At 63.1% G+C, this 23,643-nt stretch carries 14 protein-coding genes; 4 read left to right on the plus strand and 10 right to left on the minus strand.

Features of this window, described 5'->3' with window-relative positions; all coding sequences use genetic code 11:
* Window positions 1–35: 35 nt before the first annotated feature.
* Window positions 36–1,277, minus strand: a complete 1,242-nt coding sequence (locus KLP40_RS08655) for a Pycsar system effector family protein (RefSeq protein WP_215593380.1) — start codon at window positions 1,275–1,277, stop codon at window positions 36–38.
* Between the two features lie 279 nt (window positions 1,278–1,556).
* On the opposite strand from KLP40_RS08655, the gene KLP40_RS08660 reads away from it, so the two are divergent.
* Together KLP40_RS08660 and KLP40_RS08665 are read left to right on the plus strand one after the other, a co-directional pair.
* On the plus strand, window positions 1,557–5,429 hold the full coding sequence (locus KLP40_RS08660; protein WP_246558729.1) for a BamA/TamA family outer membrane protein: 3,873 nt from the start codon (window positions 1,557–1,559) through the stop codon (window positions 5,427–5,429).
* A 279-nt stretch (window positions 5,430–5,708) separates the two neighbouring features.
* Window positions 5,709–6,836, plus strand: coding sequence for a DUF6268 family outer membrane beta-barrel protein (locus tag KLP40_RS08665; protein ID WP_215593381.1), 1,128 nt, complete (start codon window positions 5,709–5,711; stop codon window positions 6,834–6,836).
* A gap of 340 nt (window positions 6,837–7,176) precedes the next feature.
* Here the strand turns inward: KLP40_RS08665 and KLP40_RS08670 are convergent, their stop codons facing one another.
* On the minus strand, window positions 7,177–7,458 hold the full coding sequence (locus tag KLP40_RS08670) for an ASCH/PUA domain-containing protein (RefSeq protein ID WP_215593382.1): 282 nt from the start codon (window positions 7,456–7,458) through the stop codon (window positions 7,177–7,179).
* 394 nt (window positions 7,459–7,852) lie between these two features.
* On the opposite strand from KLP40_RS08670, the gene KLP40_RS08675 reads away from it, so the two are divergent.
* Entirely contained in the window at window positions 7,853–8,329 is a 477-nt protein-coding gene (locus tag KLP40_RS08675) for a hypothetical protein (protein WP_215593383.1), read from the plus strand.
* A 209-nt stretch (window positions 8,330–8,538) separates the two neighbouring features.
* Here KLP40_RS08675 and ppk1 read toward each other — a convergent pair whose 3' ends face one another.
* Both ppk1 and KLP40_RS08685 read right to left on the minus strand, forming a co-directional pair.
* Window positions 8,539–10,629 carry a polyphosphate kinase 1 gene (ppk1, locus tag KLP40_RS08680; RefSeq protein WP_215593384.1) on the minus strand — a complete coding sequence of 697 codons (2,091 nt, stop codon included), beginning with the start codon at window positions 10,627–10,629 and terminating at the stop codon, window positions 8,539–8,541.
* 108 nt (window positions 10,630–10,737) lie between these two features.
* Window positions 10,738–11,229: a SixA phosphatase family protein gene (locus KLP40_RS08685; protein WP_215593385.1), complete on the minus strand. Its 492-nt coding sequence runs from the start codon at window positions 11,227–11,229 to the stop codon at window positions 10,738–10,740.
* 305 nt (window positions 11,230–11,534) lie between these two features.
* Between KLP40_RS08685 and KLP40_RS08690 the strand changes: the two genes are divergently transcribed.
* Window positions 11,535–13,655, plus strand: a complete 2,121-nt coding sequence (locus KLP40_RS08690; protein WP_215593386.1) for a T9SS type A sorting domain-containing protein — start codon at window positions 11,535–11,537, stop codon at window positions 13,653–13,655.
* Between the two features lie 79 nt (window positions 13,656–13,734).
* Here KLP40_RS08690 and KLP40_RS08695 read toward each other — a convergent pair whose 3' ends face one another.
* The 6 genes from KLP40_RS08695 to KLP40_RS08720 all read right to left on the minus strand — a co-directional run bounded on the left by KLP40_RS08695 (window position 13,735) and on the right by KLP40_RS08720 (window position 23,585).
* Complete coding sequence (locus KLP40_RS08695; protein WP_215593387.1) at window positions 13,735–15,450, minus strand: GEVED domain-containing protein; 1,716 nt, start codon at window positions 15,448–15,450, stop codon at window positions 13,735–13,737.
* A gap of 252 nt (window positions 15,451–15,702) precedes the next feature.
* Window positions 15,703–16,980, minus strand: coding sequence for a M43 family zinc metalloprotease (locus KLP40_RS08700; RefSeq protein WP_215593388.1), 1,278 nt, complete (start codon window positions 16,978–16,980; stop codon window positions 15,703–15,705).
* 290 nt (window positions 16,981–17,270) lie between these two features.
* Entirely contained in the window at window positions 17,271–18,524 is a 1,254-nt protein-coding gene (gene hflX, locus KLP40_RS08705; protein ID WP_394370015.1) for a GTPase HflX, read from the minus strand.
* A 304-nt stretch (window positions 18,525–18,828) separates the two neighbouring features.
* Window positions 18,829–21,579, minus strand: coding sequence for a M16 family metallopeptidase (locus KLP40_RS08710; RefSeq protein WP_215593390.1), 2,751 nt, complete (start codon window positions 21,577–21,579; stop codon window positions 18,829–18,831).
* Window positions 21,580–21,691: 112 nt separating this feature from the next.
* A complete protein-coding gene (locus KLP40_RS08715) occupies window positions 21,692–22,657 on the minus strand; it encodes a sodium-dependent bicarbonate transport family permease (RefSeq protein WP_215593391.1) in 966 nt (321 codons plus the stop codon).
* A gap of 169 nt (window positions 22,658–22,826) precedes the next feature.
* A complete protein-coding gene (locus KLP40_RS08720) occupies window positions 22,827–23,585 on the minus strand; it encodes a c-type cytochrome (RefSeq protein WP_215593392.1) in 759 nt (252 codons plus the stop codon).
* Window positions 23,586–23,643 lie beyond the last annotated feature (58 nt).

Below are 23,643 nucleotides of genomic sequence, written 5' to 3' on the forward strand. Positions count from 1 at the left end.
CGGGCCACCCACGCTCCTGCCCGCTGGCCGGTTCCCTATATCTTGTAGAGCAGCACGATGCCGAACGAAAGCGCCGTGAGAATCAGGCCTACCATGAAGATGGTGTAGCTCAGGCGCAGCAGCCGGTATTTTTTGGTAAGCACGTCGCCGAGGTAGTAGATGTCAGTGACCATGTTGGTGTAGAGGGCCTCGCGCTGGCTCATGAGCTCGGTCATGCCGCTCTGGAAGTCATCGAGGCTGAGCTTGCTGAAATTGCCGAAGAAGAGCAGGTTAACGCGGCGGTTGGTGGCAATCTGGGGGCTGCGCTTGAGCCACTTGAAGCTCGTCACGTCGGGTTGGGCGCAGAGGATGGCCGTGATGACCGAGCCCAGGGCCGTGGCCAGCAGAATGCCCATGGGCACGGCAATGATGGGGTTGCGGATAACGCCCACGTTGGTCAGGGCCGCCGTTTTGCTGCCCAGCTTGGCTCCGAAGTAGGTAATGATGAGCGACATGAGCACCGCGTTGAGCGAAATCATCATGCTCGCCTTTTTGTCGGCCATGTCCGAGAGCTTCATGTGGTTGCTGTACATGGTCCGGAACATGGTTTCGATGCCCCGCTTGGGCTCGGCGAAGGTGCCTTCTTCCTCCTCCACCTTCTTTTTCTGCTTCTTCTCGGTTTTCTTGAGCAGTTTCCGCTGGGCCTTCACATTGTCTTTGAACTGGCTGCGGTAGCGGTCCTTAGCGGTAGTGGTCAGAAACTTGCTGCTGGTCAGGAACTCCAGCTGGGTTTCGGCCCACTCCGTGTTGGAGTAGGTTTTGCCCAGGGCGGTTTCCCATTCCACTCGCAGCAGCTCGGCGTTGGCGAAGAAGTCTTCCCGGCCCATGCTGCTCATGTCGGCATCCACGAGCAGCTTTTCCAGCTCGGTTTCGCGCTGGGCGTCGCGGTGAGTGGCCCGGATAAGCTGCTGCACGAGGGCCACGCGCTCGGCCGGGTAGCGCTGCTGGCTCAGCCACTCGCCCGCCATTTCCGCGCTGCGGAACTCGTGCCCGTCGTAAGTGTCCACGTAGCCGACGTCGTGAAACCAGGCCGCCAGCACCAGCGCCTCCAGGTCGGGGGCGGCCAGGCCGGCGGCTTCGCCCAGGGCCCGGGCCTCCTTCACTACCGTAGTTGTATGCTTAGGCGAGTGGTAAACCAGCTGGCCGGGCAACTGATCGTCCAGCAAGGCCAGCACGTACGATTTAGCCTGGCTGACAATTTCGGCTTTGGCCGGTTTGGGAGTAGGGAGGGGTTCCATCAGGACGAAAAAGGGCAACAAATAAGGGCCAACCGAGGCAGTATCGGCTTACAACGCGATTCGCGGCCGGGGGGTTGGGCCGCCCGATTCCAACCGTAGCCGGCCGAATTGCGTAGGGCTGCGCACCAGGCTGTACCTCGGGGCGGATTCCGCTTCGGGATGGGTAAGTTTACCGGATTCTTTTCTAATTACCCCATTTTGCCCGTTGGGAAGCCGCCCCTCGTTCCGACTTCGTTTCGCTTTTGCCACATGAGTAGATATTTCCTGAACGGTTGCCTGATGCTGACCTTAACCGGCCTGAGTGTGCCGGCCCTGGCCCAGCAGAAACCCGCCACCCAGACCGCCCACCCCACCCGCCCCAACTACCGGGGCGAAGGCCGGAACTGGGAAGCCAAAACTCCGCCCGACAGCTCCCGCATCCGCTACTCGGTCTTTCTGATCGGCGACGTGGGCAAGCCGGCCCCCGAGGCCGAGGGCGGCGAGCCGTCGCTCAATTACATGCGCCGGCAGATCCTGGCCGCCGGCGCCAAAAGCACCACGGTTTACCTGGGCGATAATATCTATGAGTACGGCCTGCCCACCGAGGGCGCTTCCGACCGTAAGGAGTCGGAGCGGCGCATCGTCGACCAGCTCAAGGTGCTGCGCGACTACGACGGCGAGAAGTATATGGTGCCCGGCAACCACGACTGGAAGCAGGGCCAGCGCGGGGCCGTGGCCCAGGTAAACCGCCAGCAGCAGTTCGTGGAAGACTACCTGCGCTCCGACTCGGCCGCCTTCCCCTACACCGGCGACTTCTTTTTGCCCCGCGACGCCTGCCCCGGGCCCCTGGAAATCCGCCTCCAGGACGATGTGGTGATGATTGCCATCAACTCCCAGTGGTTTCTGCAAACCAGCGGCGAGCGGCCCTACGGGGCCAACAGCGGCTGCGGCATTGCCAACGAAACCGAGTTCTTCGTGCAGCTGGAAGATATCATTCAGCGCAACAAGGGCAAAAACATCATCGTGGTGGCCCACCACCCCCTGTTCTCCGATGGCATCCACGGCGGCTACTTCACCCTGGCCGACCATTTCTTCCCCCTGTCCATCGTTTACAAGTACGCCTTCGTGCCGCTGCCCGTCATCGGCTCCATCTACCCCTTTGCCCGCAAGTACGGCGGCGTGAGCCAGGACATTCCGCACCCGCTCTACCAGGCCTATAAAAAGGGTCTGATGGATGTATTCGAGAAGTACCCCAACGTGGTGTACGCGGCCGGCCACGAGCACAACCTGCAGTACTTCAAAGAAGGCGGCCTCAACCACATTGTCAGCGGCTCGGGCTGCAAAACCCAGCACGTAAAGCCCGGCAGCGGCGGCAACGCCCTGTTCTCGGACAAGGAAAAAGGCTTTGCCCGCGTCAATTACTACGACGACGGCGAAGTGTGGGTGGAATACTTCGTGCCCGAGGGCCGGGGCGAAACCGGCCGCCGGGTATTCCGCACGGCCATGTACGCCCAGCAGACCGAGATGGTCGAGGAGCTGGCCACCACCCAGGTCGTGCAGCGGCCCGATTTTGCCGACAGCACCGTGACCCGGGCCGTCAACCCGGCCTACGCCGACCGCAGCGGCTTCCATAAGTTCCTGTTCGGGGAGCATTACCGCCGCGAGTGGGCCACGCCCGTGAAATTCCCGGTGCTGGATCTGGCCACCGAGAAAGGTGGCCTGACGCCCTACAAAATCGGGGGCGGCAAGCAAACGGCTTCCCTGAAGCTGCGCAACGAGGAGGGCCGCCTCTACACCCTGCGCGGCCTCGACAAGGACCCCGCCGCCGTGCTGCCCGAAGCCCTGCGCTCCGGCGCCGCGGCCGACATTCTGCAGGACCAGATTTCGGCCCAGCACCCGTTTGCCTCCATCGTAATTCCGCCCCTGGCCTCGGCCGCCGGCATTCTGCACACCAACCCCGAGCTGCGCTACGTGCCCCAGGACCCCCTGCTGGGCCAGTACCTGCCCCGCTTCGGCAACACCACCGGCGCCATCGAGGAAGATGCCAAGGACGACCAGGCCAACGTGGAAAGCCTGGGCAACGCCAAAAACCTGGTGGGCACCGACAAGGTGTTCGAGCGCATCACCGACGACAACGACAACCGCGTCAACGAAAAAGCCTTTGCCCGCTCCCGCCTCTTCGACATGTGGATTGGCGACTGGGACCGGCACGAGGACCAGTGGCGCTGGGCCGAGAAAAAGGACAAGGACGGGGACCGGAAATTTACGGCCGTGCCCGAGGACCGCGACATTGCCTTTTTCAAGGGCGACGGGCTGCTGCCCTACCTGGCCTCGCGCAAGTGGGCCATCCGCAACTTCCAGAACTTCGGCAAGGACTACGCCGACTGGAAGGGCCTCAACCTGACCGCCCTCAGCAACGACCGGGTGTACCTGGCTTCCGTGAGCAAGGAGGAGTGGGTGAAGCAGGCCGAGGAGATGAAAGCCGCCCTCACCGATGAGGTGATTGACCAGGCCTTCCGGAACCGCTGGCCGGCCGATATCTACGCCCTGCACGGGGCCGAAATCGTGGCCAAGCTCAAGAGCCGCCGCGACCTGCTGCCCCAGGTGGCCGCCGACTACTACGGCCTGCTCAGCAAGGTAACGGAGGTGAAGGGCTCCAAGAAGCGCGAACGGTTTGTGGTGGAGCGCCTGCCCGACGACAAAACCCGCGTCACGGTCCAGAAAATCAACAAGGAAGGCGAGCTGACCAAGATGCTCTTCGACCGCACCTTCGACAACAACGTGACCGAGGAGCTGCGCCTTTACGGCTTCGAGGGCGAGGACCAGTACGAGCTCACCGGCAAGGTGAAAAGCGGCCCGCTGGTGCGCATCATCGGGGGCATCGACCGTGACTCCATCGTGGACCGCTCCAACGTGGCCGGCCTGCGCCACCGCCTGCACGTGTACGACGCCGACTCGGGCAACGTCATCGTGCCCGGCCCCGACGCCCGCCTGCGCCTGCAGCCCGGCCTCGACGTGAGCCGCTACGACCAGCACACCCGCGCCGACCGCAAGGACTACACCCTGAACTACTTCGGGCCGACGCTCTATTTCGGCTACAACGTGGATGACCGCCTGTTCCTGGGCGGCGGGGCGGTGTACCGCACCTACGGTTTCCGCAAGGCCCCCTATGCCACCGAGCAGAGCCTGGCCGCCAACTACTCGCCTTCCCAGAGCGCCTACAACGTGCGCTACCAGGGCCACTTCGTGGACGTGTTCGGCAACCTCGACCTGCGAATCAACTCCCAGCTCTACGGTCCCCAGCTGCTGTATAACTTCTTCGGCCTGGGTAACGACAGCCGCAACATCCTGGCCGATGACGACGGCACCCGCTCCCGCGACATCAACGACACGTACCGCATCCGCTTCTCGCGCCTCAACGTGAATCCCATGCTGGAAAAGGACGTGTTCAGCTTCCTCAAGTTTGGCTTCGGCCCCCAGTACGACCAGTTCCGGGTGGAGCAGGACCAGATTGGCAGTGAAATCCGCCGGGGCCTCGATGCCAACAACAACGGCGTGAGCGGGGCGGCCCTGGGCATCCGGTCTTCCGACTTTGGCATGAACCGCTACCTGGGCGGCAAGATGTACCTCAACCTCGACGCGTCCAGCTCGCCCAAGAACCCGCGCATCGGCCTGCGCCTCTACAACTCGGCGGAATACAACCGCCAGATTGGGGGCGAAAAGCTCAGCTACGCCCGCCTCGCTACCGAGGCCCGGTTCTACCTCTCGCCCAACTTCCCCTTCCAGCTTACCTGGGCCGGCCGCATCGGGGCCAACCGCAACCTGGGCGACTACCGCTTCTACCAGGCCAATACCCTGGGCGGCACCACCAACCTGCGCGGCTACCGCCGTACCCGCTACGCCGGCCGCTCGTCGGTGTACGCCAACGCCGAAATGCGCCTGCAGCTCTTCACCTTCAACGCCTACCTGGTCCCGGGCAAGTTCGGCATCCTGGGCCTGGCCGATGCCGCCCGCGTATACTCTTCCAACGATACCCGGACCGGCCTGAAAGCCTTCCACACGGCCGTGGGCGGGGGCGTCTGGGTCGATGTGCTCAAGCAGGCCGTCGTCAACGTAACCTACTCAGTAGGGGAAGAAAACCTGGTCTTCGTCGGCTTCGACTTCCTGTTCTAACTGGTTGTTAGTTGTCAGTTGTCAGTTGTTAGTTGTCAGTTGTTAGTTGTTAGTCAGAAGAACGTCATGCTGAGCCTACCGAAGCATCTCGCGGGCTGACGTTGTAGCAGCCGCCGCCGCTCCGTAGCCCAGGGTATACACCCTGGGCCAGTGAAGCAACGTCAGCCCGCGAGATGCTTCGGCAGGCTCAGCATGACGTTCTTCTGACTGACAACTGACAACTAACAACTGCCAACCACCTACCCCATAAGGCGGTCATATTCCTCTCCGGTGTCTTTTATGATAGCAGTTTCCTCTCTCTTGCGCGGCGCCGCCCGCGCCGCGGCCGGGGCCGGGCTGATGCTCAGCTCCCTCGCGGCGCAGGCCCAGATTACGCCCACCACGCCCCCCGTCTATCCGCCCCCCGCGCCCCCGCTTTCCGATACCACCGACACCGGCCAGCGGCGCATCAGCCAGGAGTTTGCCACGCCCTCCGTAGTGGGCATGGGGCCCAGCAAGGGCCTGATTTTCCACTACGAGCGGATGCCGCGCTTCAACGTGGCCTCCGACGGGCAGGCGGTGGGCTTGCAGGACTACCAGTCTCAGGCCGAGAAGAACGCCCGCCTGGTTATCAAGGGCTACATTCCGTTCTGGAACCGGCCCCACCTGAAGCTGCTGCTGGGCATCAACTATGAGCGGGAGGAGTTCAAATTCCGCCAGAAGCCCACCGGCTACGAGCTCTACGACAACATCGAGGACAAGGGCCTCAAAACCCTGGGCGCGCAGCTGGCCGTGATCCGGCCCGTGAATACGGTGAACTGGTACATCTTCCGCGTTAAGGGCGAGCTGAGCGGCGACTATACCTCCCAGGGTGTGAATGTGGCCGACTACCTGCGCGTGTCGTCGGAGTTCCTCTACGGCTGGAAGCGCAGCCCCACCTTTTCCTGGGGCGTGGGCTTGCAGCTGGGCTACACGTTCGGGCGGCAAAGCATCTACCCGGCCGTGCTCTACAACCGCACCTTCAACGACCGGTGGGGCGTGGAGGCCATCTTCCCGGCCCGCATCACGGCGCGCTACAACGCCTCGCCCAAGTCCCTGTTCTTCGCCGGCTACACCGTCGATGGCTTCAACTACATCATCAAGCTGCGCGAGCCCCTGCGCCGGGCCGATAACGTGCTGCTGCGCAGCCTGGAGCTGCGCGAAACGGAGGTGAAGTTCCGGGGCCGCTGGGAGCGCGAAATCCACGACTTCCTCTGGTTCGGGCTCGAAGGCGGCTACCGCTACAACTACGCCTTCGACGCCTTCGACCGCACCAACGACGACCGCACGAAGATTATCGATTCCAAGCTGGCCGGCGCGCCCTACCTCTCGGTGGAGCTGTTCCTGGTTCCCCCGCGCAAGTTCCTGAAGAAAACCACCAACCAGTAACCGGCCCCTCGGCCCAGATAAACGCCTCATCCGGCGTATTCCGCCCCGCCAGGGGAGGGAATGCGCCGGATGAGGCGTTTACCGTGGAACTCACAGCGCCAACCGCGCATCGTGACAAAACCCGCGCGTCATGCTGAGCGCAGCGCAGCGGAGTCGAAGCATCTCGCGTGTTATGGTCATCCTGCCATTGAGTTAGTTGGCGCAACGTCAGCACGCGAGATGCTTCGACTCCGCTGCGCTGCGCTCAGCATGACGCGCGGGCTTTAACCACGACGCACGGTTCGTATCGCCCTCATCCCTCATCCCTCATCCCTCATCCCTCATCCCTCATCCCGGCATCCTACCACAGGCGCGTGTCGCTTACGCCCTGGGGCAGGGGCGGGTGCTCGGCCAGGCCCAGCACGCACCAGCCGGGCTCCAGGCCGAAGGAGCCGCCCTGCAGCAGGTAGCTGACCCAGCGCTCCACGCTGCGGCCGCTGTACTGCTCGGTTTCGGGTTCGTACTCGCGCAGCACCAGCGCGTCGCCGATTTGGTAGTCGCGGTCGTTGAGGCGCACGTCGAAGGCTTTGCGCCCGTCCTCGACGGCGGCAAAGCAGGCGGGCCATACCTTCAGCTCGTGCACGGACGGGGTGGTGAGCGGGGCGGTGGCGGTTTGAAAGAAAGAAAGTCGAAGTGGAAGCGGCAAAGGCTACCGATGGCAGTGGTCCGGCTGCTGTAGGGCGGTAGTAGAGACCCCAACTGTTGCGTCTCTACTACCGCCTGCAAACGGCCCGGTAGCGGCCTGAAAAATGCTGTAAGTCATGCCGTATTGCCTTGAATATACGGAACAACCAGCAGTAACGGGTAACAGAGGCGGATAGTTCGTTTGGTCGCCTGCCACCCGCGCCCGCCGTCGGGCGGCCCCGGCGGGGGCTTGCATCCCGTGGGCCATTTGCGCATCTTCGGGTACCGTTCTGCCCTACCCGAAGCGCACCTATTGCCGCGCGTTTCCCTCTAACCCTTTATTTCTTATCCTCATGCCCAACCAATTCGCGGCCGACATCCCGGCCGCCACCCTCGCCCAGGTGCAGCAGCACCTCGATGCCATTAGGGCCGCCCTCCAGCCCTACCTCGTGTCGCTGACGCCGGAGGAGCGCAAAACCATGCTGCGCATGGCCGACAAAACGGTGGCCTTCGTGCAGAAGACCGCCGATTACGCCACCAACTCCCCCGCCTTCGTGCCCCCGTTCGTGGACTTCGGGGAGGTGAAGCAGGACGTGGCTGCCCTCACCGCCCTCACGCCCGTGCACCAGCAGCTCGAGCAGCTGGCCCTCGACGTGGACAGCACCATGATGACGGCCGGCTCCGAGGCCTACGGCCACTCGCTCACCATCTACAACAACATTAAGTTTCTGGCCAAGAACAAGCAGCCCGGCGCCCAGGCCGCTTTCGAAGACCTGAGTCGGCGGTTTGCCGGTCAGGGCAAGCAGAAGGCTGCCCCCGCCAACCAGTAGGCCACGCCGGCCTTCCGGTTCCCTGAAAAGACGAACGAGTTCGGGTCCGACCCGAACTCGTTCGTCTTTTTGGCCGGCGGGTTAGCCACCCGCCCGAACCGGTTGGCCGCTGACCCGAACCAGTTCGCCAGAAACACGAACGAGTTCGGGTCCGACCCGAACTCGTTCGTGTTTCTGGCGAACTGACGGGCCAAGCGCCCCCAATGAGCCTAAGCGCGCTTCTTCCTGGCCAGCTGTTGCAGGTAGGCGTAGGTTTCGAACTGGGCTCGCACCTCGCCCGCTTCGGCCCGCTCCAGGGTAGAGCCCACGAAGTTGTTCTGCCAGTCGCGCGACTTCACGCTGTCCTGGCGCTGCAAATCGAGCAGGTGGCGGATTTCGGCCCGCAAATCGTCCTGCAGAATGGGGAAGGCCACTTCCACCCGCCGGTCGAGGTTGCGGCTCATCCAGTCGGAGGAAGCGGTGTAGACTTTTTCCTCGCCCCCGTTGCCGAACACGTACACCCGGGCGTGCTCCAGGAACCGGTCCACGATGCCGCGCTGCTGGATGTTGCGGCTCTGGCCGGCCAGGTCCGGAATCAGGCAGGAAATGCCCCGGATAAGCAATTCTACCCGCACGCCGGCCTCGCTGGCCTCGTAGAGCTTGAGAATCATGCGCTCATCCTGGAGGGCATTCAGCTTGAGGATGATGTAGGCGTCCTTGCCCTGACGGGCCAGGGCAATTTCGTGGTCGATGAGGGCCTCCAGCTTCTGGCGCAGCTCGAAGGGGGCCACCAGCAGGTGCTCGAAAAGGCCGGTTTTGTCGAGCCGGTCGTGGAAGTAGCGGAACACCTCGGCCACCTCGCGGGTCAGGGCCGGGTTGGCCGTAAACAGGCCGTGGTCGGCGTACACCTGGCTGGTCTGCTCGTTGAAGTTGCCAGTGCTCAGGTAGGCGTAGAGCTTGTTGTGGCCCTCCTCGCCCCGCGTGATAAGCAGCAGCTTGCTGTGCACTTTCAGGTCGGGGATGCCGTAGATGACGTTGGCGCCGGCCTTCTGGAGCTTCTCGGCCCAGAACATGTTGCTTTCCTCATCGAAACGGGCCTTGAGCTCCACCACCACCGTTACCTGCTTGCCATTCTTGGCGGCCCTGAGCAGGGCCTTGGCCACATCGGACTTGCTGCCCACGCGGTAGAGCGTGATGCTGATGTCGCTTACCAGCGGGTCCTTGGCGGCCTCGTTGAGCAGGCGCGTCACGTAGTCGAACGACTGGTAGGGCGGGTGCAGCAGGTGGTCGCGCCGGGCCAGGGCCGCCAGCAGCGAGCCGGTGCGCGGCAGCGTGGGGTGGGGCAGCGGCGGCATGGGCGCGTACTTGAGGTGGTGCAACCCGAAATCGGGGAAGCCAAAGAAGTCGCGGAAGTTGTGGTAGCGGCTGCCCTCCACCAGCTCTTCCTGGCCGATGCCGGTTTTCTGGCGCACGGCCCGCAGCACCTCCTTGGGCATGGCCGGGTCGTAGAGCAGGCGGGCCGGGAAGCCGGTTTCGCGCTTTTGCAGGCTGCTCTTGATTTTGGAAAGCAGGTTGCCCGATACCTCTTCCTGAATATCGAGCTCGGCGTCGCGGGAGAGTTTGATGGCGTGTACCTGCACCTTGCCGTAGGTGGCAAACATCTCCGCCGCACAGCACCGAATCACGTCGTCGAGGAACATTACGTAGTGCTCCGCGCCCACGTCGGGCAGGCGCACAAAGCGGCCGCCGTGGCGCTTGGTGGGCAGCTCCATGGCCACGACCCGCTCCTCGTCCTGCTTTTTGTGGTTGGCGGGCTGGGTCAGGTAGAAGGTCAGGTACACGCTCTGGTCGCGCAGGAACAGGTGGTGCAGGTTCTCGTCGAGGATGATGGGGGAAAGCAGGTCGCGCACCTGCTCGCGGAAATACTGCTGCACCCAGGCGTGCTGCTCGGGCGTGAGGTCGTGCTCCGAAATGAGGTGGATGTGCTGGCGGCCCAGCTCGGGCAGAATGCTGTTGCGGAACGTGTCGCCGAATTCCTGCTGCTGGCGGCCCACCTCCTGGAGCAGGTTCTGGAGCTGCTCGGCGGGGTCTTCGCCCAGCTTGGCGCGGGTTTTCTTTTTGAGCTTGACCAGGCGGCGCAGCGTGGCTACGCGCACCTTGAAGTACTCGTCGAGGTTGCTGCTGAAAATGGCCAGGAACTTCAGGCGCTCGAGCAGCGGAACCTCGGGGTTCTGGGCTTCCTGCAACACGCGGCGGTTGAAGGTCAGCCAGCTTAACTCACGGTTCAGCAGCCGGGGCTGGGCCTGTTCAGTTTCGGACATAGGATCTTGAGGCTGTTAGCTACCAGCTGATGGCTACTAGCTACGAGGTTGGGGCTTGAACGAAAGCCATCTGCTATCAGCCATCAGCCAATAGCTAAGGATGGCCAGCTAGTAGTTCTTGGGCTTATCGAAGAAGTAGTACTCGGCGTTGGCCTGGCTGACGGCCGCCCACTGGTCGGTGGCAAACTTCAGGCACGCAATGGAGGCGGTGGGCATGGGCGGAATTTCGCTGGGCGAAAGCAGGTTGGCAAACTCGGTGAGCGTGTTATTGTGGCCCACCAGCAGCACCGCCCCGGCCGTGTCGGGCAGCTGCTGCACCACGGCCAGCAGGTCGGGCACGGTGGCCTCGTAAATCTCCTCGACGACGCGCAGCTGCTCGGGCGTGTGGCCCAGCTCCTTGGCCACGAGGGCGGCCGTACTCAGGGCCCGCACGGCCGGGGAGCTCACAATCAGGTCCAGGGTTAGCTCGCGTTCGGCCAGGGCCCGACCCATGAGCGGGGCATCGTCGCGGCCCCGGTCGTTGAGGGGGCGCTGCTGGTCGTTGAGTCCCTCGAAGCTCCAGCTGGATTTGGCGTGGCGCATTAAATAGAGCGTTTTCATGGCAAAGGCAGAAAGAAGGCGGGAAAAACGACGGGCAGGCTTCTTTACTGAGGCAGTACTAAAAGGTTTTGGGTAAGATGCATTTCGGGCGGCAGATGGCAGTTACCGCTCCGGCTGAAGCCGCGGTGGACGGGTGGCAGGCGGGTTTCTTACTTTGCGCCGGGTTAGCGACCAAAGAATGCAGGACGGATGTCGTGTGAATCAGTTGCTTAGCGATATATTTGCCAGAATTGCGTCCTATTCCGGGATATGTTTTGCCCAGAATGAGACGCATGTTGTTCTGATACGCTTCCTTTTTTCTTGCTATGATCCCACGTTTTCCTGCTTGGCTGCGCCGTAGTGCCCGCCCCTTCCTGGTACTGGCCGCTCTGGCTTCGGTAGCTCCGGATGCACATGCTGAAGGCTCCAAAAACCTCACCCCTGGTACCGGCACCCGGGGCACGGCCACCGGCGCCAATAACTTTGTGGGTTACCTCCAGCACAATGATGGTGCCGTGACCAGCCCCACCTCCAACTCCAGGTATTTCCTGAAGCAAGGTGCTCCTGCCAACCAGCGCCTGTACGTGCGCATGAACGGCGGCGAAACCCTGTACTTCGGGGTGCGGCGCATCCGCACCAACGATAACATCAACAATGGTCGCCTGCGCCTGCAGATAAAGTATCTGGACGGCAATAACGCGGAGCAGGTAGCCTCCACGCACTATCTGGAGCCCCGGACGGTTAGCACGCAGGGAGCGATAAATCTGGCTTCCGGCCAGCCCGGCTACATTGCTACGCCAGAAGAAGCCGCAGCCGGTCCGCGCTACTTGGCCGGCAACACCAGCCCGGTCGCCGGCTACAATCCCTTCGTGTACACCCCGGCCGCCTCGGCCCCGGCGCGTGACTATTGGGTGGAATTCATGGAGGTTAACGCGTCCGGCAGCAGTGGAGGCGTGACGCAGAACAAATCCTGGTACGACCTGTGGGATTTCACCGTGCGCGACGCCACCGGCGAAAAACCGGGCCGGCTGTACTCGCAGCACTGGTCGTTTACGGCCGCTGGCGGGACCAACGCACTGTCTACCTCGTTTGTGCTTTACCCGCTGATTCCAAACCCGAACTTCAATAACCAGAGCTTCTTCGTGAAACGGGTCAGCTACGCCGGTATCCAGCCCTTCGGCGTAATTCTGGTGGCCAACAGCCAGGGCACTACCGTGGCGGGCAACTTCAAGGACAAGCGCAAAAGCCAGAACAGCAACGTCGGCTACCCCGAGTACAAGCTGTTTGTGAACAACCCCGACGCGGCCATCTACCCTACCTCCCCCCGGCCCAACAACCCCACCGTAACTACCAGCTGCAGCGGGGGTGTTACCACCTTCACGTTGCGCGTGGATCAGGCCGGTTTTGGGGTTGTATTCATTGATGGCGACCGGAACAACCTCTACGACCGGACCCAGGACCGAGTGCTGGAGAAGCCCACCCTCATTGGCGACAATGCTTTCGTGTGGGATGGCAAAACCGACGCCGGTACGGCCATGAACCAGACCAACCTGAGCGTGACCTTCTCGAGCGGCGTAGGGCCGGTGAACTTCCCCATCTGGGACTGCGAGCAGGCTCCCGACACGGGTATTTCGGTGCAGGATGTGCGCCCCGGCAACGATGGCGCGGCCGACTATATTTTCTGGAACGACTCCCTGCTGGGGCCTAGCTTCTCGAACCCGTACATCAACCCCATTGGCGGCAACACCCCGGCCACCAGCCACCGCTGGGGCTCCAACGCCGGCAACGAAAAGCTGGTGAACTCCTACGCCGTGGGGCTGCTGGCCCGGGGCAACGCCATCCAAATCGTGTACGATCCCGCCACGGCCTGCGCCACCACGCCGCCGATAGTGCTACAGCCGCTGCCGGTGCAACTGGTGGCCTTTACGGCCCGACGGCAGCGCGGCGGCGTGGCGCTGCAGTGGCGAACGGCTTCCGAAACTCACAGTGCCTACTTTGAAGTGGAGCGCAGCCAGGACGGTCGCCAGTTTACGCCGGTAGGTCGGGTAGAGGCCCGCGGCAACAGCACGACGCTGCAGCAGTACATCTTCACCGATGCCACGCCCCCGGCGGGCCAGCTCTATTACCGTCTCCACCAGCTCGATACGGATGATACCGGCCAGTACAGCAGCGTGGAAGTAGTGGCGGGTACGCTGGCCGAGGGCCTCATCCTCTATCCTAATCCTGCCACCGCCACGCTGCAGGTGCAACTCCGCGACGCTCTGGCCGGCCCGGTCACACTCCGCATTCTGGATGCCACCGGCCGCGTAGTATGGCAACAGCAGCGCACGTTGCCGGCGTTGCAGCAGGTGCTGGAAGTACCGGTAGCCAGCCTGCCCGCGGGCCGCAGCTATTTGCTGCAGGTACAAACCGCTAGTGTCTCGGTGGTGCAGCGGTTCGTGAAGTAGTCAGCGTATCTGTCAGTATACAAAGAGCCCCTTCTCCGCAGTGGAGAAGGGGCTCTTTGTATTCAACGAACTAGGTTCGCTACTCCTTGATGAAGCGCTGGTGCGACACCTGCTGCCCGTCGGTGATGCGGAGCAGGTACACGCCCTTGGCCAGCTGGTCTACGTGGAGCAGGCTGCCTTCGAAGCGGACCGTTTTTACCTCGGCCCCGCGCATGTCGTACACGGCCACCGAAACGGTGCCGGCCTCTACTGAGGGCGGCAGCACGATGTTAAGCACGTCGGTGGCGGGGTTGGGGTAGATGCGGTAGCCGGCCACTTCGGCTGGGGCGGCCAGACGGGCGCCGCCGGTGATGTTGACGGTGTAGTCCTCGGTTTCGCCGTAGCCGTAGCTGTTGCAGCTGGTAGTGGCCGAGGCGTCGCTCATGACCACGCGCAGGCGGGTAGCACCCGTTTTGGCCGTGGCCGGCACGGTGAAGGTGCTGCTGAGCGTGGCGCTGCTCGACGAGGAGCCCGACACAATCCGCTCGCCCGCATCGAGGAAGTCCCCGTCCTGGTTGTAGTCGATGTAGATTTTCCAGTACTGGGTGTAGGCCGTGGAAGCGAAGCCGGCCGAGAAGCGGATGGTCTGCGCCGAGCCGGCGGCCAGGGAGGTAGTCAGGGCCGTGCCGTTGTAGTAGCCCGCATCCTTGCTGGAGGTGCGGTTGATGCTGCCCAGGTTCACGTAGTCAATCCACTCGTAGGCCACGCTGCTGCCCTTGCTGGCGCAGTAAGTTACCGTGGTGGGCGGCGGAGGCGTGGTGCCGCCGCCGGTGCCGGGCGCGGTGCCGCCGTTGGAGGTGGCGAGTGCGGCGCGGGCCCCGCCGCTAGCGAAGAGGGCGTTCATGCGGGCCGACTGCCCGTTGGAGAACATGTACATGCAGGCGTCGTCGGTGTAGTCCATGTAGTTCATGAACATGTCGCCGTTGGGCCCGTTGGAGCAGGTGACCTTGGGGAAGGAGGGGCAGCCGTAGTTGCTGGTCTGCTGGGTGGGCGTGTCGCTGACCAGGTCGTTGCCGCAGCTGGCATCGCCCCAGATGTGGCGCAGGTTCAGCCAGTGGCCTACTTCGTGCGTGCCCGTCCGGCCCAGGTTGAACGGGGCCGAGGAGGAGCCGCCCTTGCCAAAGGCCGAGGTCAGAATCACCACGCCGTCGGTGGCTACCGGTCCGCCGGGGAACTGGGCGTAGCCGAGCACGCCGCCCGAGAGGTTACACACCCACAGGTTGAGGTATTTGGTAGCATCCCAGGCGTTGAGGCCGCCGGTGGAGGCTTTCTTCATCCGGTCGTCGGTGCCCCAGCTGGTCACGGACACCGATTTGCGCTCGATGCCGGTCGTGGCTGCCCCGGTCGGCGTCCGCTTGGCCAGCACGAACTGGAGGTTGGCGTTGGCGGCCAGGCCGGCAAAAGCGGCCGGCGTCTTGCTCACGTCGGGGTTGGTTTTGGAGAAGTCCTGGTTGAGTACGTCAAGCTGGGACTGAATCTGGGCGTCGGAAATGTTCTGGGCGGCCGTGTTGTAGAGCACGTGCACCACCACCGGAATGGTGATGGTAGCGGCCGTGCGGCGGGCCATGGGGTTATCCACAAACTGCTGGGTGCGGCTCTCGATGGCGGCCATGCGCTGGGCCATGCCGGGGTCGGCGGCGAGCTGAGCTTCCAGGTTCTCCATGGTGGAGCACTGGCGTACGGTTTGGGCCTCGGCCGAGAGAGAAGTACCCCAGGCCAGTAGCGCCAGGGCAAAAGAGTAACCGGTTTTTTTCATGTAGAAGGAGGTTTGGTTGTGGAGAATGAACAGAAATGGGGCGTTGAAAAGTAGGTGTGTGGTTGTGGGGCAAGGGGCGTAAAGTGCGCAAATTATTAAAAATATTTTAATGGATAGCGCATAGTGTGGTAATATTCGCAAAAATGGTATTTAGGAAACGACTTTTGATACCAGGCAGCAGCCCCTGAAAAACACAATACCCGTTCCAGACTGGCTGGAACGGGTACGGGCACTGGCGGCGCAGCCGGCCGTCTATTCCTTGCGGAAGCTCTGGTGCTGGGTGGCGGTGCCGTCCGTGAGCACGAGGTGGTACATGCCCGCCGGCAGCGCCGACACGTCAACCGTACCGTCGCCGGCCGGCCGCACCTGCTTCATTTCGAAACCGCGCAGGTCGTACACTTTGGTCTGCCACTTGATGGCCGGCGTGTTCAGGCCGGTGCGGATAGACAGCTGTCCGGCCGTCGGGTTCGGGAATACGGTCAGGGTTTCCACGGCCGTGGTAGATACCAGCGGCGCGGTGCCGCCATTGGAGGTGGCGAGTGCGGCGCGGGCTCCGCCGCTAGCGAAGAGGGCGTTCATACGGGCCGACTGCCCGTTGGAGAACATGTACATGCAGGCGTCGTCGGTGTAGTCCATGTAGTTCATGAACATGTCGCCGTTGGGCCCGTTGGAGCAGGTGACCTTGGGGAAGGAGGGGCAGCCGTAGTTGCTGGTCTGCTGGGTGGGCGTGTCGCTGACCAGGTCGTTGCCGCAGCTGGCATCGCCCCAGATGTGGCGCAGGTTCAGCCAGTGGCCCACTTCGTGCGTGCCCGTCCGGCCTTTGTTGTAGGGCGCGGCGGTGCCGCCCGGCAGCGAGGAGTACAGCACCACGACGCCGTCGGTGCTGGCCGCGCCGCCGGGGAACTGGGCGTAGCCGAGCAGGCCCTGGCCCAGGTTACACACCCAGATGTTGAGGTATTTCGACGTGTCCCAGGGGTCACTGCCGGCCCGCTTGGAGGTCTTCATGGCGTCGTTGGCGCTCCACGATTTCACCCGCGTCGACTTGCGGATAATGCCGGTGGTGGCGCGGCCACTGGGGTCGCGCCGGGCCAGCACGAACTGAATATTGGTGTTGGCGGCTGCTCCGGCGAAGGCGGCCGGAATCAGGGCGGCGTCAGTATTGGTCTTGGCGAAGTCCTTGTTGAGCACGTCAATCTGGGCCTGAATCTGAGCGTCCGGCACGTTCTGCGCGCTGGTGTTGTAGAGTACGTGCATCACCACCGGAATGGTGATGACAGCGGCCGTGCGGCGGGCGGTAGGGCTGGCTACGTAGCGGCCAGTCTGGGCCTCAATTTCGGCCATGCGCAGGGCCTGGCGGGGGGTAGCCGCCAACTGGGCTTCCAGCACGTCCATGGTAGCGCACGGCCGGCCCTGCGGCCGGGCGCGCTCCAGCGCAACCTTGGACAACTGGCTCGACAAACTCTGGGCCGAAGCCGAGAGGGCGGTAATGGAAGCCAGACCGAGAAACAGTGAGTAGAACGTTTTCTTCATGTAGCAAAGAGTTGGTTGTGGAAAAACGCTGACGAGTACCAGGATGTACAATATCTGATAAATTATTGATTTAGTAACAAAGTGGGCTTTTATTTGAGATAATTTTAACTAAATGGATATTTTAATAAAAAACTATAGTGAAAACAGTCGAAGGTCGGGCCACCGCTTGCCTGCCTGCGTGGTAGGTCCGTACTCGCTGTGCGGGCGTTTCCCACCGGTAGTTCACAAAAAAAGACCCGGCCTGAGGCGGGTCTTTTTTTGTGAACTACCGGTGGGTTGGGCGAAGGGGGCTATTCCTCGTCGTCTTCGCGGATGGGATGCACGGCGGGGTACCGCTCGTTGTGAATGGCCGTCACGTGGCGGGTGAGCAGGGCACGCAGCTCGTCGAGGTTGGTGCGCTCCTGGGCCGAAATGAAGATGACCGGGTCGTGGAGCTTGGCCATGTAGGTAGCCTGGAGCTGGTCCAGGGTCGGGCGCGGAGTGAGGCCCTCATCGTCGGCGTTCATGCCCTCAAAGTCGGTGTGGTACTCGGGCTCGGTTATCTCGGCGTCGTACTGGTCAATCTTGTTGAAGACGAGCAGCGTGGGCTTGTCGGCCGCCCCGATGTCCTTGAGCGTGTCGTTCACCACCGCAATGTGCTCCTCAAACGAGGGGTGGGAAATGTCTACCACGTGCACCAGCAGATCGGCCTCCCGAATCTCGTCCAGGGTGCTCTTGAAGCTCTCGATGAGGCGGGTGGGCAGCTTGCGGATAAACCCTACCGTGTCGGAGAGCAGGAAGGGCACGGTTTCGAGCACCACCTTGCGCACGGTGGAATCCACGGTGGCGAAGAGCTTGTTTTCGGCAAACACATCGGCCCGGCTCAGCAGGTTCATGATGGTGCTTTTGCCCACGTTGGTGTAGCCTACCAGGGCCACCCGCACCGTGCCCGTGCGCGACTTGCGCTGGGTCTGGCTCTGCTTGTCGAGCTCCTTGAGGCGCTCCTTCAGGAAGTCAATCCGGTCCCGCACCACGCGGCGGTCCGTCTCGATTTCGGTTTCGCCCGGGCCCCGCTGGCTGACGCCGCCGCCGCGCTGCTTGTCCAGGTGAGTCCAGAGGCCGGTGAGGCGGGGCAGCAGGTACTGGTACTGGGCCAGCTCTACCTGCGTGCGCGCCGTGGCCGATTTGGCCCGGCTGGCGAAGATATCAATGATGAGCAGGGAGCGGTCCACGATTTTCACCTGCAATTCCGCCTCCAGGTTGCGCAGTTGGGAGGGCGAGAGGTCGTCGTCGAAAATAACCATGCTGGCCCCGCTGTGCTGCACGTAGGCCTTGATTTCGGCCAGCTTGCCCTCGCCCACAAACGTGCGGATATCGGGCTTTTCGAGGCGCTGGATAAAGCGTTTGGTTACCACGGCCCCGGCCGTTTCGGCCAGGAAGGCCAGCTCATCCAGGTACTCCTGGGTGCGGGCGTCGGCCTGGCGCTTGTCGGGCACGGCCACCAGCACGGCGGTTTCGGCTTCCGGGGCGGTTTCGTAGGTGTCGTGCTTGGAGGCCTTGGCCAGAATGCGGCCGGCGCGGCCCTTCACGTTGTCGGTGGCGCCGTGGTGGCGGGTGCTGTTCCCGCGGCGTTTAGCTTCTTTGGCCATAGTTCGGAAGATCGGAAATTGAAAACGAAAGCCCGCCAGGCGGCAGGCTTCCGAGGGGTTCTACGGCAAAGGTAGGCGTTGGGGTGATGGGGCGTATAACACGTCTGTCATCCTGAGCTTGCGAAGGACCTTGTCTCGTCAGCACACCGTCGAATGACCGTAGTTCTGACTTGATAAGGCCCTTCGCAAGCTCAGGGTGACAGGTGTATTCCGTCACCCATTATTTCGCCTTAGCCGAGCGGGCGAAGTCGCCGGCTTTCACTTGCACCAGCCGGTCGTAGGAGAAGTATTTGCGGATGGCGGCATTTACCTGCTCGGGCGTGAGGGCCGCCAGCTGACGTTCCAGCTCGGCGTTGTACTGGAAGGTGCGGCCGCTGGTGCGGGTGAGGTACTGGGCCCAGGTGCTGGCCAGGTACCGGTCCTGGGCACGCTGCACCTGATAGTTCTGCAAGGCCGCCGATTTAGCCGCTTTCAGCTCCTCGGCCGTCACGCCGTCCTTGATGAAGCGCTCCAGCTCCTCGCGGTAGGCCTGCTCCAGCCGGCTGGAGTTATCGGGGTTGTAGATGGCGTAGGAGTAGTAGCCGCCCAGCGGGTCGTTGTCGTCGGCATACACCTGGGAGCCCACGCCGTAGCTCACGCCTTCCTTCTGACGGATGCGGGTGGCCAGACGCGAGTTCAGGAACCCATCGCCGAGCACGTAGTTGGCCAGGAACACGGCGGCGTAGTCGGGGTTGTCGTCGCCGAGGGGCATTTTGAGCATGGTTACGTACAGGGCGTTGGCCTTGTCGTCGGTCTGGATGCTCTGCTGCTGGGCCTTGGTTTCGAAGGCGGTGAGGGGCACGCGGGTGAAGGGCGTAGCGGCTTTCCAGGAAGCCAGCTGCTTGCTCACGCGCTGCTGCACGGCCTTCTCATCGAAGGTGCCGACGACGGCCAGGGTGGCATTCTGGGCTCCGTAGAAGGTTTTGTAGAACTGGCGCACGTCGTCCACGGTCAGCTTTTTCAGTTCGGCAATTTCGGCGTCGTAGCTCAGCGTCTGGAAGATGTGGCCGGCGGGGTAGGGGTTGGCCAGGCGCTCGGCCAGGTTGAAGGCCAGGGCCTGGGGCTCCTGCTGCTGGGCTTCCAGCTGGGCCAGCCGCTCCTGCTTCAGCTTCTCGAACTCGGCGGCCGGGAAGGTGGGGTTACGCAGGTAGTCCAGCACCACATCCAGCACGGCCGGCAAGTGCTCCTTATCCGTCTGGATGCTGATGGTCGTGGTCTGGCCGCCGCCGTAAGCGTACACCTGGGCCTTCGCCTTGTCGAAGGCGTCGCGGATCTGGGCGTAGCTGCGGGTTTTGGTGCCGCGCTCCAGCATGGAGGCCGTCAGGCTGGCCACCACGACTTTGTTCTGGAGGGCTTCCAGGGAGCCGTAACGCAGCTTCAGCTCGGCATTCACGGCGTTGGCGCGGTTCTGCTTGCTGAGGTAGGCGTACTTCAGCCCGTTCTTCTCCCGGCCACGCTTGGTGCGGGCGTCGATGTTGACGGGGCTCACGTCGAAGGCCTCGCCGGTAGCCACGGCGGCTTCGCCTTTGTAGTTGTTCACCAGCGCGGCCACGTCGGGGGTGGCGGGAATGGGGCTGCGGTTGGGCGCGTTATCGGGCTGGAACAGGCCCACGGTGCGGTTACTGGGCTTGAAGTAGGCGGTGGCCACGCGCTGCACGTCGGCGGGCGTTACGCGGCGCAGGGCGTCGCGGTAGAGGTACACCAGCCGCCAGTCGCCGCTGGCAATGTACTCGCTCAGGCTCAGCCCTAGGTTTTCGCTGTTCTGGAACATGAGCTCCACGTTTTTGAGCAGCTTGGTGCGGGCCCGGTCCACTTCCTCGGCCGTGGGCGGGGTTTTGGTTACATCATCCAGGGCCGTGAGCATCACGGTGCGGGCCGAGTCGAGGGAGCGGTTCTGGCGCACATCGGCGTAGAAGTAGGCAAAGCCAGCATCGTGCAGGCCCGGCGTGAAGCCCCAGGTGGCGGCGGCCTTCTTCGATTCAACCAGCGCCTTGTAGAGGCGGCCGGAGGGCTCGTTGATGAGGGTTTCCACCAGCACGTCGGTGGCCGGGAAATCGGGGTGGGCGGCGGCGGGCACGTGGTAGGCCACGGCCAGGCCCTGGGTGTCGCCGGGGCGGCGCAGCGTCACGCTCCGCTCCCCGTCCTGGGTGGGCTCCACGGTGTAGGTGGGCTGCAGCTGGCGGGTGGGCTTGGGAATGCCGCCGTAGTACTGCTTGATGAGGGCCAGCGTTTTGGCCGGGTCAATTTTGCCGGCCACCAGCAGCACCGCGTTATCGGGCTGGTAGTATTTCTGGTAGAAGGCCTTGAGGTTATCGATGGGCACCCGCTCAATGTCCTCGCGGGAGCCGATGGTGCTTTTGCCGTAGTTGTGCCAGAGGTAGGCCGTGCTCAGCACCCGGTCCATGAGCACCCGCTGGGGCGAGTTCTCCCCGCTCTCGAACTCGTTGCGCACCACGCTAAACTCGGTGTCGAGGTCCTTTTTGGCAATGAAGGAGTTCACCATGCGGTCGGCCTCCAGGTCCAGGGCCCACTTCAGGTTTTCCTCGGTGGCCGCGAAGGTTTCAAAGTAGTTGGTGCGGTCGTACCAGGTAGTGCCGTTGGGCGAAGCGCCGTGCTCGGTCAGCTCCTGCGGGATGTTGGGGTGCTTGGTGGAGCCCTTGAACACCATGTGCTCCAGCAAGTGAGCCATGCCGCTTTCCCCGTAGCCCTCGTGCCGGGAGCCCACCAGGTAGGTCATGTTGACGGTGGCCGTGGGTTTCGACTGATCCGGGAACAGCAGCACCCGCAGACCGTTCTCCAGGCGGTACTCCGTGATGCCCTCGACGGAGGTGGTTTGGGTGATGCCCGCCGGCAGGGCCGGGGCCGTTTGGGCGCGACCGGGTGTGGTCAGCAGCCCCAGCGCCAGCGGCGCTACAAGGAAAGGTAACTTCATAAGGAAAAAGGGATAAGTAAAAAAACGCAACGCCAGGAGCCGCCCCGGCAGTATGCGGAAGGCAAGATATAGTTTCGTTGCAATAGGTTGCAGAAGGCAGGCCCGCAAGTAGCTAGCAGTTCTGCACTACGGCGAAATACAGGGGCATGCCCAGGGTGATGTTCAGCGGAAACGTGACGCCCAGAGCCATCGGCAGGTAGAGGCCGGGGTCGGCGCGGGGGGCGGCCAGGCGCATGGCGGCGGGCACGGCAATGTAGGAGGCGCTGGCCGCCAGAATGGCGAAGATGAAGCGGTTGCCCACGTTATCAGTAATCAGGTGGCTGGCGGCGGCTACCAGGCAGCCATTAAGTAGCGGCACGGCCACGGCAAACAGGGTTACGAAGCGGCCGTAGCGGATGAAGGCCGTGAAGCGCCGGGCCGTCACCATGCCCATTTCGAGCAGGAAAATGGCCAGAAACCCCTTGAAAATATCGGTGGTGAAAGGCTTGATGCCATCGGCCTGTTTGGTGTCGGCAATCAGCCCGATAACCAGGGAGCCGAGCACCATTAGTACGCTGCCGTTGGTAAAGGAGTGGCGCACCACGGCGCCCAGGGGCTGCTGGGGGCCGTCTTCGGCAGCGGCGTAGCGCCCCATCAGAATCACGCCCACGATAATGGCGGGGGCTTTCATCAAAGCCATTACGGCCACCATGTGCCCCCCGAATACCAGGCGCTGGCTTTCCAGAAACGACACGGCCGCCACAAACGTGACGGCACTCACCGAGCCGTAGGCGGCCGCCACGGCCCCGGCGTCGCTCACGCTCAGGCGCCGCCGCAGCACGAAAAAGGTGTACAACGGAATCAGGGCCGCTACCAGCAGGCCGAACAGCAGCGAGTAGGCTATTTCGGCGCTGAACGGACTGTGGGCCAGCTCCTGCCCACCCTTGAAGCCAATGGAGAACAGCAGGTAGAGCGAGATGAACTTGACCGTGGTGGGCGGAATTTCCAGGTCGCTCTTGATGAGGGTGGCCACAATGCCCAGCAGAAAGAAAAGCAGCGTGGGGTTGGTGAGGTTGACGGGCAGTAGGTGTAGATCCATGCGGTTGGGGAATAAGGGCCGCAAGTTTGCCTACAGATGATTTTATTCCTATTTATTTTGATAGTAAAGCTATTTAAATAAATAGCATACTTATTCAATGCCGAATACTGTGCTGACAACAAAGCTGTTACCACGGCGTCAGGCAACTGCCCACGGTGCGGGCGGGCGGCTACCGCAGCGTCAGGGAATACTCGGCCACCTGCCGGATTTGCTCCTCGCTGAGCTTGTCTTTGAAAGCGGGCATCTTCTTGCTGAGGCTGCCATTGGTTACCTGGTAAATACGGCCGGCGGCGGTCAGGTTGCTCTTGGTCAGGTCGTAGGCGCCGTTGAGGCCCAGCCGCCCATCGGGGCCGTGGCAGACGGCGCAGTGTTGGGTGTAGAGCGCCTGGCCCGCCGCCAGCACCGGGGTTTCGGCCGGTCCGGCCGCTGCCGGCACCGAGTCGGGCAGGGCCTGGCCGGTGGCGGAAAGGGCGAGGGTATCCACGGGAGCTGCCGCGTCGGGCGTGGCTTCGGCCTCGGCGCGGCCGGGCGCGGGCGCGCCGGTCCGTGCCGGAGCCTGGGTAGCCGGTTGCAGCGTAACGGAGCCGGTTTCGGCCAACCCATACACGTATCCGAAACCCAGCAACGTGAGCACCACGCCCGTTTTGTGCTGGCGCCGCATGGCCGCAATGGCCAGCGGCAGCAGCCCCAGCACCAGGGCCAGCTTGAGCCAGAGCCAGGTGGGCGTGGGGGCCGGGTGCTGCCAGAGCAGGGTGCCGCCGGTGGTCAGAATCAGCAGGCCCAGCACCGAGTCGGCCACGCGGGTGCGGGCGCGCAGGGTGCGGAGCGTATCGAGGCGGCCGGTGAGCAGCAGGGCCGCTTTCAGGGCGTAGAACAACAGAAACGTGAGCACCACCAGCAGGTGCAGGCGCAGCAGCAAACTCGACATGGAGAGCAGGAACAGAAGGAGGCAGAAAGCGCGAAACGCAGCTGCGAAGATAGAGCTG

The sequence above is a fragment of the Hymenobacter piscis genome (assembly GCF_018760735.1).
GTDB lineage: Bacteria > Bacteroidota > Bacteroidia > Cytophagales > Hymenobacteraceae > Hymenobacter > Hymenobacter piscis.